Annotated in this window: 10 protein-coding genes; all 10 read right to left on the reverse strand. The window is 45.1% G+C overall.

What is annotated here, in order from left to right:
- Window positions 1-232: 232 nt before the first annotated feature.
- Window positions 233-1,087 (reverse strand): sulfurtransferase, encoded by an 855-nt coding sequence (locus tag Q4488_RS16230; RefSeq protein ID WP_303581530.1) that lies wholly within the window; start codon window positions 1,085-1,087, stop codon window positions 233-235.
- Between the two features lie 500 nt (window positions 1,088-1,587).
- A complete protein-coding gene (locus tag Q4488_RS16235) occupies window positions 1,588-3,291 on the reverse strand; it encodes a sigma 54-interacting transcriptional regulator (RefSeq protein WP_303581531.1) in 1,704 nt (567 codons plus the stop codon).
- A gap of 130 nt (window positions 3,292-3,421) precedes the next feature.
- Window positions 3,422-4,249, reverse strand: coding sequence for an ABC transporter permease (locus Q4488_RS16240; protein ID WP_303581532.1), 828 nt, complete (start codon window positions 4,247-4,249; stop codon window positions 3,422-3,424).
- The gene (locus Q4488_RS16245) at window positions 4,246-5,511 is read right to left on the reverse strand and encodes an ABC transporter substrate-binding protein (RefSeq protein ID WP_303581533.1); all 1,266 of its coding nucleotides are present in this window, start codon (window positions 5,509-5,511) and stop codon (window positions 4,246-4,248) included. Before Q4488_RS16245 ends, Q4488_RS16240 begins: the two co-directional genes overlap by 4 nt.
- 26 nt (window positions 5,512-5,537) lie before the next feature.
- On the reverse strand, window positions 5,538-6,347 hold the full coding sequence (locus tag Q4488_RS16250) for an ABC transporter ATP-binding protein (RefSeq protein ID WP_303581534.1): 810 nt from the start codon (window positions 6,345-6,347) through the stop codon (window positions 5,538-5,540).
- A 423-nt stretch (window positions 6,348-6,770) separates the two neighbouring features.
- Window positions 6,771-8,885 (reverse strand): HlyD family efflux transporter periplasmic adaptor subunit, encoded by a 2,115-nt coding sequence (locus Q4488_RS16255; RefSeq protein WP_303581535.1) that lies wholly within the window; start codon window positions 8,883-8,885, stop codon window positions 6,771-6,773.
- Window positions 8,882-10,267, reverse strand: a complete 1,386-nt coding sequence (locus Q4488_RS16260) for an efflux RND transporter periplasmic adaptor subunit (protein WP_303581536.1) — start codon at window positions 10,265-10,267, stop codon at window positions 8,882-8,884. Before Q4488_RS16260 ends, Q4488_RS16255 begins: the two co-directional genes overlap by 4 nt.
- 10 nt (window positions 10,268-10,277) lie before the next feature.
- On the reverse strand, window positions 10,278-11,033 hold the full coding sequence (locus tag Q4488_RS16265) for an efflux RND transporter periplasmic adaptor subunit (protein ID WP_303581537.1): 756 nt from the start codon (window positions 11,031-11,033) through the stop codon (window positions 10,278-10,280).
- Between the two features lie 140 nt (window positions 11,034-11,173).
- Entirely contained in the window at window positions 11,174-13,081 is a 1,908-nt protein-coding gene (locus tag Q4488_RS16270) for a TolC family protein (protein WP_303581538.1), read from the reverse strand.
- A gap of 108 nt (window positions 13,082-13,189) precedes the next feature.
- Window positions 13,190-14,434, reverse strand: a 1,245-nt coding sequence (locus Q4488_RS16275) for an Ig-like domain-containing protein (RefSeq protein ID WP_303581539.1), incomplete at its 5' end; no start/stop codon positions are given.

Below are 14,434 nucleotides of genomic sequence, written 5' to 3' on the forward strand. Positions count from 1 at the left end.
CATCATCGATGCCAATAAAAATTAATCATTTAAAATCAAATACTTAATCACAAACAAAGTTCTTAAAACAATTATCCTGCAGAATTGTCAATCAATGTCATATAAGCATTGTCAGACATTGCGCTATGCTGTTTGTCTGCCAAAAACGCATTCACTACGACCTTATTCAGTGCCGTTGAAACGAAAAAACCCCGAACCAAGGTTCAGGGCTTTGTCATTTGAAATTGAGCGTTTAACAGGCGTAAGGCAAACCGGTCTCGATGGGCAAGGCATCATCTTCGGCCCATTCATTCCAAGAACCGAAATACAGTTTTACATTTTCAATACCGGCTGCTTTCAACGCCACCAATGTATTCGATGCTCGTGCTCCCTTAAAACAATAAAGGTAGACGTTACTCTGTTTATTAATACCAACACTGGCACAATCTGCCAGCACCTCCTCAGCAGATTTAAACATCGGCACAGCACCCGGCTTCATCAATCGATACCATTCCAACCAGCGTGCGCCAGGTAATCGCCCCTTGCGAGACGAATAATCTCGGCCATAAGGCGATGAACTCGTGCCTACCCATTCATCAACATCACGTACATCCAGCAGTACAATGCCTTCATTATCGATCGCCTTTAACACATCTTCTTTATTGACCATCAATTCATCCGCACTATGATCAAGCGGAAATTCTACGGCCACCGGTGTTGATACCTCGGTTGTCTCCGCTAAGCCCGCCGCTTGCCATGCCTTAAAACCACCATGCAAAATGGACACTTTTGGGTAACCCAAATAACAGAGTAAGAAATAGCCACGACAAGACTGACCAAAACCTGAATTCATAGAGTCTTCATATACAACGGCGGTCTCTGCACCCGATAAACCGGCCTGACCAAAGACACTGGCAAATTTCTCTTTCAGTTCAGCAATACCCTCTGGGGTAGAGGCTGCTAGAAAAGTAAAAATATCGTGAATATTGACAGCGCCTGGGATATGACCGGCCGCAAACTGCTCGGGATTACGGGTATCAATCAGTACCACTTTTTCGCTATCCATTTGGTGCTGTAATTCTTGAGGATCCAATAGAACGGTTGTCATTTTCAAGCTCCAGAAATGTATAAATTGTCTGCATTAAGTGCACATTTTTTATTGTCGTTCAAATATCTTTCAATAACTGTTCCAACATTATTTATCCTTTTAAAAACATAAAGATAGAAGAAAGTTGCATTTCCGTGACAGTTACAAGGCTTGAATTGTCTAACATTGTCGCGCAATGCTTGTCGTTCCTTAGTCACTCTCGGTTGCACATCCGTTATGACACGATGTACGGCCGAATTATATGCTCAACATCACAGATGCTAAGCACTAGTCGATTAAAGGCTGCTACAAAGTAGCGGAGAGATCTGCAAAGGAGGCATCGGTTGACACGATCATAAAGGGAATACCTACAAGAGGCTGGCTGTTAACGTCATCAAATAAGCGCTTCGCTCAGCACTTATCAGTCAGATTAAATGCCATCAGTAAACACATTTAACGGCCAATAAGATGAGTAAGATCAAGACCAACAAACAGACTTTATTCTCGCGATGCGCCACTCATTAGCCCCCGCTAGGCGACTCACGACTGAGGTTCGTTGGTAGACCCAGCTTTTCAATACGGTATCTAAATTGTCGCGCTGACATACCTAAGATAGCGGCCGCACGAGTTTTATTTCCGCCCGTCTGTTGTAGCGCTTCGGTGATGGCCTGCGCCTCATCTTTACGCACCCAACTATAGGGTCGATTTGACATCCCAGCATACGCTGATGACGGTGTTGATGGGGCCTGTAGTGATGCGGCACCGGCTCGATCGGTTGAATATGCGCTTTCTAAGACAACACTATCTGCTGACTGACCCGCTTCTAGATGTTCATTGATCGCTGATTCTTGACGTAGAATTGTCTCGATATCATTGACGGTAATCATCCCCTCGAGGCAGATCAACACAGCACGCTTAATCACGTTTTCAAGCTGACGAATATTACCAGGCCAATTATATGTTTCTAAACGCGCCATCACCCCCTTATCAAAAACGCTGTGACGGCCATATTCTGTATTGGCGCTTAACAGGAAATGACTCGCGAGTATTCTCACATCCCCTGCTCGCTCTCTCAATGGCGGTAAGTGTATCGGGAAAACATTCAATCGATAAAAAAGGTCGAGACGAAATGTCCCTTTATTGACGGCCTCCTGTAGATTTTTATGGGTCGCGGTAATAATACGCACATCGACTGGAATATCCTTGACACCACCGACACGCTGAATCACCTGATTCTCTAGAATTCGCAGCAGCTTTGACTGCAATTCCATATTCAGATCACCAATTTCATCAAGAAAAAGTGTGCCTCCACTGGCTAATTCAATCTTACCTTTCTTACTCGCAGACGCCCCCGTGAAGGCCCCTCGTTCATGACCAAACAGTTCAGACTCTAACAACTGCTCCGGTATTGCGGCACAGTTAATGGCAACAAAGGGTTGATCTCTACGCGAACTATTCAGATGTAATACCTGAGAAAAACGTTCTTTACCGGTACCGGACTCACCTGTCAGTAACACGGTTACCAATGTATCAGCCACGCGGCTAATCTGCCTCAATGCGTCACGGACCGCTTGGCTTTTACCTAAAATACCATGATTATTTTCACCGCTATGATTTTGCAGTGCATCCTTTAGCTCCTGATTCTCCTCCTGTAGATAACTGGTACGTTCTTTAATGAGGCTATTAATACTAATAATCTGTGCGATAAAGGTCGACAAAATACGTAAGATCATAAGATCTGCATCGAACGCGCGGGGTCGCATCCTAAGACGATGCGCTGCTAATACTCCAATCGTTGAATTCCCATCCATAATCGGTACCGCTATAAAGGCCACAACACCATCGGGTAGTGTCTCTCTATCGACCGCCCGAAAGAGATAGTTTTGTTCCTCATCGATATTCTGAATAACCGCGGGTTGCCCACTCTTCATGACGCTGCCCGACACACCTTCACCGACTTTATAGACCCCCAAACGACGCTCTTCATCACGTAAACCGTAACTGTAGCGAATCTGAAGGTTTTCATTCGTGGCTGACGGCAGCAAGACTCGGCCCCGATTCAGCCCGAGCATTTGTGACATCAACCTTAAGGTGCCCGAGATAGCGATTTCGGGTGTCGCCGACTGACCAATCAGCTTAGCCGATTCATGTAATACCGTCAGATCTGATGCACACGCATCGCTCTCGGAATTTTTATTGACACTTGCGTCTGCAGCACAATCCATAGGCTTTACCTCTTATCACTAAACACTATCACCAATAGGTGCTGTTTTCAGAGAGACCTGATCACTCATTTTCAAATATCTACAGCGCTTCAATTCACTATTGCATTCATCTATTGATGCACGATGAAGACTACTCGACATGCCAATTGAAACGCTTTATCAACACACTACACACCGTATCTAATCCGTAGCCAATCACACCAATAACGATCACTACTGCGGCAAGATAGTCATACGCCAACGTATCTCGAGCATCATTGATTGCATACCCTAAACCGCTGGTCACGCCTAGGTATTCAGCCGGTACTAAGACAACCCAGGCGACCCCAACAGCTAGACGAATCCCCGCCATCACATCCGTCATAATGGCCGGCAGAATAATGCGGTACAACATTTGAAACCCCGATGCACCCAGATTACGAGCCACCTTGAACCAGTTCGGATCAATACGCCGCACACCGTGAGCCGTTGAAAAAATAATTGGCCAAACGGTTGCCATAACAATCAAGAAAATAATCGCAGAGTCCCAGCTTGCAAATGCCAATACGGCAATCGGCATCCAAGCTAACGGGCTGATCATACGCAGGAATTGAAAAGGCACATTTGCCACTTTTAACGCGATGCCAAAGTAACCAACGATGACACCAATAGGTACACCGATAGCGATACCCCAAACGAGCCCCGCTAAGATACGATAGAGACTAGAGCCGATAGGTGCCCAGACCTCGCCACTGCCGACCAGATCGCTCAAGGCACTAAACGTCGGTGCTGGGGCGAAAGCAGAGAACGCACTCAGATCAGGATCCTTCGCAATAACATACCCCCCTATCCACCAAAGCATCAATAAACAGCTAATGCCCAGCACAGGGTATTGCAATGATTTCAGCCAAGTAAACAACTGCGACAAATTCGGTAGCACATTCATAACCGTGATTGATTGTGTATTCTCAGCACTCATATCTTAATCACCTCTTCACGTTCAAATGGATTCTCCGCATTGAAGCCTGGCGCATCTTGCCAACCTGTGTGCTTTTCCATGGCGGCTTTAACAAAGCGGTAATCCACCAGATCATCGGCAACAAAATCAGCATCCAAGTCTTTTAAGAACGTGGTATCTCCACTCACCAAAGTATGCTTTAACTCATTAACAATCAGCTTAGTGGCGGATGGGAATGGCCATGGCTGAAAATCAATCCGACCACTACCCCAGGTTGGATTCTGAATCGCATCGGGCATCGCATAATCTTCCTCATCATAAAGCGTCATGGCACGCTCAACGACATTAGCCTTCATTGGCAGATAACGTTTGCCATCCCTTGACATCATATGCGCTACTTCTTTCTTATTTTGCTGCGCATAGACCTGAGCCTTAACAATGGCGTTCATCACCTTCTGAGTCCATTCTGGATTAGCGTTCACCTGCTGCTCATTCATACACACAACACAACAAGGATGGTTACGCCACATATCACCGGTAAAACGCAACATTTTACCGCCCGCTAATAACTCACCAGCCGCATTAAAGGGTTCTGCCACAATAAATGCATCGATCTTTTTAGCCGCTAAGGCTGGCGGCATATCCGGTGGCGGCATAATCTGAAGATTCACTTCATCCGCAGCAATAGCTTCCCCTTGAGCCTTAATAACCGGTTTAAGTCCCACATGACGCAGCGCCATCTGTAACACAATATTATGCATTGAATACCAATAAGGTACGGCAACTTGCTTACCAGCAAGATCGGCAAAGCTATCTGCTTTAACATGTTTACCAACCACAACACCCGAACCATTCAGATGAGCCCAAGACATGATTTTGACGGGAAAGCCATTGTTATAGCGCATCCAAATAGGAATAGGTTTGAGGAAATGAACCAAATTAAACTTTCCCGCCGCAAACCCCTCAACCAACGGAGACCAACCACGAATTAAGGTAGGCTTTTCTGATTGCAAACCTTCTTCAGCAAAAAAGCCTTTCTCATGAGCCACTAACAATACCGTTGCATCGGTAATCGGTAGATAACCTATGCGCACAACCTCATCCGCTGGAGGCTGAATGCTGGCCCAAGCAGGCGTACTCGCAGAAAGCCCAAACATCGCCGCGAGCCCACCCATCGCAAGACTATCCATCATAAAATCTCGACGACTCATCTCATGCTTTTGCAAATAATCCAGATCAATATCCGAAATCTGATCCTGTAAAGATTGATACTTTTTCATCATCACACCCTCTTAATATTGACTCTCGATCACGCTGCTGATTCAGCTGTATTGGGTTTCTCTGCTGCGGCAGTATGACGCCCCGCCAACCCGGTATCCGTACCCTTAAACTGCTGCATTAGCTCATCACGCATGGTTTGAAAACCAGCATCCATATGGCGCCGAGGCCAAGGCAATGCAACCGCCTGCTCGCCAACAATACGACCGGGGTTCTGCGACATGATTAAGACTCGATCAGCCATCGCTACCGCCTCATCGATATCATGTGTGACAATGACCATCGTAATCCCCCGCTCTCGGCAGATATTGGGCACTTCTTCTTGCAGCTGTGTACGAGTAAAGGCGTCCAGTGCTGAAAAAGGCTCATCCAATAACAACACATCCGGTTCTGTCGCTAATGAGCGAGCGAGTGCGACACGCTGCTGTTGTCCACCGGAAAGACTTTGTACATTGGCATTTTTCTTATCGCTCAGCCCGACCATATCCAACAGGGTATCAACACGCTCAGCCGCGACAGACTTGGAAACACCATCAAACAGCAGACCTAAGGCGGCATTCTCTTTCACACTCATCCAAGGGTATAAAGAGGCTTTTTGAAACATCATGTTCCATTTCGCGCTTGGTTTAGCCACTTGATGACTATTGATTCGCACACAGCCTTCCGAGGGTATTAACAACCCCGCCATCATGTGCAACAAGGTTGACTTACCGCAACCGCTTCGCCCAATCAGCGCAACTAATTCGCTTGGCTCAATTCGATTTTCAATATCCTTCAACGTCGGTTCAGCTGTAGCACTGAACCGATGTGTGATGAAATCAAGTGATATAGATGCACCCATACTCCGACTCCCGTCAATTCGTATTGACTTAGGTCAAAGCATATTTTGGGCCAAAAAAAACAAACCAATAAAAACAAAGAGTTAGCATATATGACAATGTAGACACGTCACTGGACAAAGATCGACAATGTTGCACAATGTCATAAATTATTGACCCTGCATTGTCGTTTGGTGCGTTATTGAAATTTTACTCAAAAGAGGGTTTTAGCCATAACATCGATGTTATTAGTCTATAAAAAAAACCAGTAAACTAAAATTTTTTATAAACCTACGATATTTAGGCTGAAAAAATGGCAGAAAAATAAGCCATGATCATGGCTTATTGGAGGATTGATTAGCTGCAGATAATTTTTTAACTAGCGCATCACCAAAGGTTTTCTCCACCTCAACTCAACACATAAATTAACCGAATCACTCGCCTATCTAAAGGCTACTTTCATAAATAAAGACAGGCAGAACCTTTAACAATAGTCGCTCGAAAATACTGCGGCTTTCACCCTCAAGGCGTATATTTCCGAGCATCACTTGTGCGGGCGCATCAAGATCTTCAATCGGACGAGCTAACACGCGATAAATAGGCGTATCGGGTGATAGGCTTCCGTCTTGAGATTGCCGAGTGGCAATCTCTCCGCCTTGAGTTGAGGCTAAATAGGGATCGACTAAGTTGCGCGTGCTGGCTGAATCGATCGCCACGACACTCACTTTGATTGGTGTCAGTAAAGAATCATTCGGGTAAAACCAGCCTGTCGCACCGACGGCTATTTCAAGTAAATCTTGTTCAAACACATAAGCCTCGAGCAAGCCGGAATCCGGGGCAATAATTGTTGCTAAATAGGTTCCCGCGGGCAGCCACTCATCAATCTCCAGTGGTTGCATCAGCTCCACCAAAGTGCCTGAAATACTGCTACGTATCATCAGTTCCTGTTGTTGCTGTAAACGCGCCCGTTGCGCGGCTCGCTCAGCCTCAAGTTCATGCCATAATATCGGTGCACGCTTTTGCATCTCAGGGCTAATACCTCTTAACGCGATCTGATGATTGATATCATCAATACGATGCTGCCCTTGAATGATGGCATATTCTAAATCAGGCGAACGCTGTTCAAGCAGTAATTGATCCGCTTCAATGACATCGCCCTGTTTTGAATACACATGAGTAATTTGCCCCGCCTGCAAAGAGTAAACTTGCACTTGTTGTTCAGCTCGCCAAATACTCGGCAGCGATACCAAAGAATCCCAAGGGTAAAACAACCCCATTAATAAGAATAGAACCAGCAAGAGTGTACGTCGTACTTGTTTATTAATCTGCATCTCGTTTCTGCGTACCCACCACTGTTTAACTTCATTAAATATCGGCATAACAATAAACCAGGTCAGTTCGACCAACATTAAAAAAATACCCAAGGCCTTGAAGAACAAAAAATAAACTAATAACGCGATACCCAGAAACAGGAAAAATCGATACACCCATGTCGCATAGGCGTAAAAAATAAGACCTTGGCTTCTCAATTTAGGAAAATATTCAGGCGCTTCATCATTAAATCCAAACAACCACTCACGTAAACGCCAACGCGCTAATGCAAAAGCCCTATTCTGAAGATTCGGTATCTCCAACCAGTCTGACATCAGATAATAACCATCGAAGCGCATGAAAGGGTTAAGGTTTATGAGCAGTGTCGCAATCCATGTGGTCGAGGCAATCAAAAATACCGCACTACGAATGGGTCCGTCCGCCAAAAAAGACCAAACCACAGTGGCGATAGCGGCCAACGATAATTCAACAAATATGCCTGCCGCACCGATTAAGAGCCGCTGACGACGCGACACTAAGCGCCATGAATCACTGGCATCGGTAAACAACACAGGCCACATCACCAAGAAAGCAACTCCCATACTAGGAACACGACAACCAAAATTTTTCAGGGCATAGGCGTGACCAAACTCATGTAGCACCTTGACGCCTGCAAGCGAAATACCGACGATCAGCATTCCTTGAAGCGTAAACATATAGGGGAATGACGTTAAAAAAGTTTCCCATTGGCTTTGTAATAGGATTAAACCGCTTACAGCGCACATACAGATGAGTATCAGGGCAATCGGTGACCATAGCCAACGAACATAAGCTAATGTTGCATCAAGAAAATAATCGGGATGTATTAAAGGCACTCGGACAAAGAGATAATTTTTTAATAACCATTTAAATTTACCCACCTGCCGCGCTTGATGCTGTTGCAGTAGGTGCTCTGTTCCTCGCTGACCGGTTAACTGAATCAAATTATGCGCAGATAAAAACTTTCCGACCTGCTCAACGTCTTCCACTGTAATCATTAACGTCGTATTAGCCGCGAGATGGGTTGTTATCGCTTCTGCTGACCCTCGATGCCAATGACTCAACACCTGAAATTCAAACCAACCTATGGTGAAAAATCGATTGCTGGCAAGATCATGGATTACCCACGTAGGAGAACCATCGGCTGCGCTCGCACCTGGGAAAAGAGATAATTCTTCACGCAGAGGCGGCAGGAGATTTGCTTGATTCATAACCCTAAATATTGACGCACAGCAAAATAAGGACGGCGAAATAAATAAGCGGCCAACGTCGTAGGTTCGCCATATAATTTAGCCGACCCCTTCAGTCCTATTCTCGGTAAGTTGTCGATCTCTGAAAAATTCGCCACTAACCGATAAGCAAAAACTCCGGCTTGATTAGTATCAGCCTGATAACTTATAAACCTTAACTGCGCCAATACAGACTTATGGGCCGATACATTTAAAAATAAACGCACGTCATTACCCTCTTGCAAATAAATCGCATCAGCCACCGGCAACTGTATCTCCAGTTCCACATCCAAAGGATCGGCTACCATCAGAATTCGTTCACCGAGCGCAACCGGACGACCAATCCAATCGTTAACGTCATTAAATACGGCAATACCATCACGCGGCGCGCGAATGACAATACGCTCTTTTAAGGCTTTGTAATAATCAACTTCTGCGGAATGTTGTTCAACTTGACCTCTTAAAGAAGCAAGACTCAATTTCGTTTGACTATCAAATACCGCTTGTTGTGAGGCCTGACGGTATTCAGACTCGGCGGTCTCCATGGCCTTCATGGCAATTTCGAGTTGATTTGCGATACGGGCATCATCGAGTAACAGTAATGGCTGACCTTTTTTAACTACCTGATTGGGTTGTACCCGAAACTCTTTAATGACTCCTTCCACACCACTTCGCACAATATGCGGATTGCGGGCGATCACTTCAGCAGGCGCGATAGCCGACTGACGCAGCGGGAAAAAACACAACAGTATCAGTATAACAACGGCGATGATTGCCATTTTATTTCGATTAAATAAGAGTTTAGATAGTAGCGAAGGCTTCGCCAGCAGCGCATGCCAAGCGTGCGCATAAGCATCCGATAACATCGTTAGTAAGGTGCATTCTGAATCACTCCATGGAATGTCGCGAACCAATAAAAGCAGGCCGACAAGTGTACCCTGCTGTATCTTCAACGGGACGATCAAGCCATGAGATGGAAACCAAGTAGTCCATTCCTGCTGCAATTCTTCCGGTAGGTTGTCACGTCCAACCGCCTGAATTTTTAAACCCTCGGACTTATTTAAGTAGCTGAAGACTTTATGCATCCAAACGATAAAGGGCGCATTATGATCAGGCGCAACCAGCCCAGAAACAGCAACAATTTTGCCCTTCTCTTGATGCGTGGGTTGCCACAATATAGCTTGCCGATAAGGCACTAAACTGTGTGTTTCATTACTGATAATAAAACCAATTTCAGCTTCATGCGTCGCTTGTCGAACCCTTTTTTCAAGTTCAACTAATTGTACAAGACGGCGAAAGGCCTCAGCAGAAACACCCTTAGGTGGCGCTTGTTGTCCAGCCGCCTCGACAGTATCTTTATTCATTTCTTTAGTATCATGGCTTTGCAAAAATGGCGACTCCACTCATCCCTGGCACCAAGCTTTTATAGGGGACATCTAAACGACCAAATATTTTCACTGAACTACTCAATGGATCAATCACTGGCGAGATACGAGAAATCTTCGCACTTAAACGCCGTCCACTCTCATCAATCGCCACATCGAACGGCTGCTCGATATCCAACCACGAAAGCCAAGTTGAGGGCACCAGCGTTTCAATTTCAAGCGCTCCATCATCAATAATTTCGAGCATCGGCTGCCCTTCAGCAACATATTGATGCCTCACTGCGAAGCTTTGAACCACCTTGCCTGAGAACGGAGCAGGAATAACACAACGTTCGACCATGGACTTCATTATTTTTAATTCTGCACTGGCTGCGCCTAAACGCGCTTTGGATACTTCAATTTCGAGTGTACTAATTGATCCTAGACGATCTAAATTACTATTAACTTCATTGATCTTACGAAATTCGGCTAACTGAGCTTGTGCTTTTAATAATCGCGCACGATGCATCGTGCAATCGATACTAAACAACATATCACCTTTGTTAAAAGATTCACCCTCTCTTTGTGGCAAGCCTTCAACTCGACCCGAGAGTTCACTGGACAGCGTAACATTATGGCGTGGCACCAATTGAGCACGCACCGGTTCCATCTCCAGTTTTTCCACTTCAGTCGCATAACTTAAACCCGAGAAAGCCACCCAAAAAAACAAACTTTTAACGCTATTTTGCTTCGTTAAAAAAGACATTAACACTCACTTCTATATCGCTGAGCCAGCGTATTCAATATTGATAACCGATTACTCATTCACAGAATGATCATCGTACTAAAAAATCCGAACCTTTCATTGCTTTGATGCAAAAAAGGGTCGGATTTTTTCAGTGACGCTTACTCAGTCTCTTCCTTGATAATTTTCCAACCATAAGACGTTTTGTACAACTCTAGGTGTTTAATAACATCATCGCTATAATTGTGAGCGTGATAGATTTGCCTAAAACGTACATTGGCACGGTTAGATCCGCTAATTGTTATGTCTGTATTCTCCCGTTTTATCTGTATATCTTTCGCATCACTCAGACGTTTTCTTCGTTCGGCTACCCAATCTGCAGAGTGAGCATGTTTAGCCGATTGAAAATCGGTCACATAGTATGCCAAATAAGCATCAATATCCCTATGAGACCAAGCCTTCAGCCAGCCCTGTAATGTCGCTTCAACATTTTGCTTACTCTCCAGATAATGGGATTGAGTAACTTCATCCTGATTACTTACCTTAACCTCCTTTTGAAGACCAATATTTTCACCCCGTTGCCACTCATCCATCACCGTAGCAATCGCTGTTTTTAGGGTGTCTAAATCATCATTCTCAATCACTTCAGGTAATGGATTTAGCCCCATCGTCACGTATAAATTTGAGATACCTTCTTGCAGCTCAGCATAGGACTGATAATGTTTAACTTCAGCGAGTAGCCCAGCTAATTTGCCACGTATTTCTTGTAGCGGGCTTTGAGCCCTAGCGATGGACGCATTTTTAATGTGTCCGTAGATTCGCTGTTCGATATCATTGAGCATACGGACATGCTTATAGCTATGTATACGGCGCAAATAATCTTGATAAGCCACATGTACCTGCGTAATAACGGCAACACCCAGCGCGAGGCGGCGCGCATCACCAATATCCTCACGGGCTTTCGATATATCTTTAATCACAGGCGCGGATACGAGATTGATCAAACTCCAGCTCACTCTCAAGCCGGCTTCATTCCATTGATTATTCACAAGGTATGAGTTGCTGTTGTAGTTAATTCCCGCATCAAATGTTAACCCAGGCATTAATCGTAACAACGCTTTTCGGCTTTCTAACGCGGTAATCCGTTTTTGATACGCTTCTTCTTTTAATTCAGGCCGATTAACAAGCGCCGTTTCCTCCATTTTACTGATATCAAAGTTAAACTCAGGCGGGTGCAGTTGATTAATATCAGGTAGCACCAGTGTGTAATCAGTGGTAGGAGGCAAACCCATTAATGCGGCCAATTCCACTTTGGCAACCACCATATCATTTTCTACTTGCTCTAAGTTACGTATAACTTCTATCAGCCCTTTCTGATACTCCAGTGATTCGAGTGGAGAGACTAACCGAGCGCGTTCTGAGGATTGAGAATCCGCGAGTGCTTTTTCAGCCTTGATCAATAAAGGTCGTACTTCGTTAGCGAGCGGCGTAGCGGTTGCCGCTCGCCAATAGGCTGAGCGTACCTGCTGTACAATCTGATTAACCATGCTCCGCTTTTTTTCTCGAGCAATCAAAACCTTGTCGGCATTTTGCTTCGCTTGCAAATAGCTGACACCAAAATCTAGAACATTCCATGTCATGGTTAGATCTGCAGTGGTTTTATCACGATCTTGACTCAGAGAGGGGTCATTAGAGACAACGCCCGTGGCAACATTACGACTATTATTAAGGTTATCATTGGAACGAGTTCTCCAACCCGCATTAGCAGCGATCCGCGGCAACATATTAACGTGCTCTAGATCCAGCTCCCCGCTTTTAAGCACCTCTTCCATCATCGATAAACGATAATTCAAGTTATACTTAATCGCTCTGGCAATCGCTTCCTCTAGTGAAATGGGTTTTGTAATCGATTCCTGTTCAGCAAACATATTCTGTCGATCATCTGTCACAAGATCCTGCTGTTCACTGATGGTCATTAATTGAGGTTGTACGGAGCACCCCCCCAACAGAGCAATAAGTATTGTTCCGCCTAATAACTTTCCTTTTTTATTCAAAGCACCACCACTCATATTACTCTTTTATGGATAAGTTTATATTCTTTCACTTGTTTAGAGATCTGTCATAGAGCAGCACTGCGGCTTAACAGATCTAGCTCACAAGGTTTTATCAACATCACATTAACTATTTTCATCGTATACAGGTAGCGCTTCCAACGCATCTACCAATTCACCAATGATTGAATTACTTTGGGCAGCCACTATCAGCTCAGATAATCCAGCTTTACCTCCACTCAATTGCTCACGATTCAACGCTTTCCCTGTTTGTATTTGTGCAGCTGAAGCAGCTTCATCGTCAACGCCCTCGGGAGCCGCTTGATTGCTTTCTTCAGCATTTCTGCCAACGGTTAAATTGAATACAGCCTCAGCCGTAGCGCCCGATGAATCTTTAGCCGTCACAACAATGGTTAATACCTGATCTTCGTATTCTTGCGTGGGTACGCCACTAAATACACCGGTATCGGCATCAAAATCCAACCAACTTGGCAGTGAAGATCCGTCCGAAAGACGCGCTTCCAAGCTCACTGACGCACTGCTATCGGTATGAGCAAAAATACCTTTAGGCAGTGTATAAGAGAAGGACTCTCTTACAATAGCCAGATAGTCACTAGGATCGAATACAGTCGTTAAACCAAAACCAATGTATTCTCTTGTGAGTAAAGTAACCTGAGGAGGCCAATTGACGACATTATCATTTGCTATATCTAGCAGCTCATTATCAAGACCGAATTGAGCCCCTCGCTCACTTTCAAATGACAAGCTATTGGCTGGAATATAACTCACTGAGGCATCATAACTAACCCCATTATCATCTGAGCCATATTTCAGCGGCGACGTATCAACTGGTTCGTCAGTCTCATCAGTAATCGGTATGACATCATTAACGGGAGTAATGTTTAGATTAACAACAACCGTATTGCCCTCCACCACACCATCACTAGCCCTGTAACTAAAGCTATCATAAGTGGTGTCGCTACCATCGTGATGATATTCAAATGAACCATCTGAATTCAAGGTTAAGGTGCCATGACTCACATCGCTGACCAAGACCGCTGTCAGGCTATCCCCATCAACATCGGCATCATTCTCAAGCACCCCATTAGCAGGAATAATCAAAGATGTGCCTTCATACAAGGTATAGCTATCAACAGAAGTAACCGGAACATCATTAGCCCCCGTGATATCCAGCGTCAAGGTCTGCGTCACTAATGCGCCGTCGGCATCCGTGACCGTCAGGGTAAACAGGTCACTGTCGGTATCGCCTGCACCCAAGGCTTCGATCGCCGCCGCATTCTTGCTGTAGCTGTAGTCGCCGCTCGCCGTATCCAGTGTTAGCGTACCGTAAGTCCCCGCCAAGGTGGCGGT

Origin of the sequence: Amphritea sp. 1_MG-2023, assembly GCF_030547545.1 — a bacterium.
In the GTDB taxonomy this organism is placed as follows: Bacteria; Pseudomonadota; Gammaproteobacteria; order Pseudomonadales; family Balneatricaceae; genus Amphritea.

Coding starts and splice junctions, on each gene's coding strand:
- Q4488_RS16235 (WP_303581531.1), bottom strand. CDS start 3,291: ATGGATTGTGCTGCAGACGCAAGTGTCAATAAAAATTCCGAGAGCGAT.
- Q4488_RS16270 (WP_303581538.1), bottom strand. CDS start 13,081: ATGAGTGGTGGTGCTTTGAATAAAAAAGGAAAGTTATTAGGCGGAACA.
- Q4488_RS16240 (WP_303581532.1), bottom strand. CDS start 4,249: ATGAGTGCTGAGAATACACAATCAATCACGGTTATGAATGTGCTACCG.
- Q4488_RS16230 (WP_303581530.1), bottom strand. CDS start 1,087: ATGACAACCGTTCTATTGGATCCTCAAGAATTACAGCACCAAATGGAT.
- Q4488_RS16250 (WP_303581534.1), bottom strand. CDS start 6,347: ATGGGTGCATCTATATCACTTGATTTCATCACACATCGGTTCAGTGCT.
- Q4488_RS16245 (WP_303581533.1), bottom strand. CDS start 5,511: ATGATGAAAAAGTATCAATCTTTACAGGATCAGATTTCGGATATTGAT.
- Q4488_RS16265 (WP_303581537.1), bottom strand. CDS start 11,033: ATGTCTTTTTTAACGAAGCAAAATAGCGTTAAAAGTTTGTTTTTTTGG.
- Q4488_RS16255 (WP_303581535.1), bottom strand. CDS start 8,885: ATGAATCAAGCAAATCTCCTGCCGCCTCTGCGTGAAGAATTATCTCTT.
- Q4488_RS16260 (WP_303581536.1), bottom strand. CDS start 10,267: ATGAATAAAGATACTGTCGAGGCGGCTGGACAACAAGCGCCACCTAAG.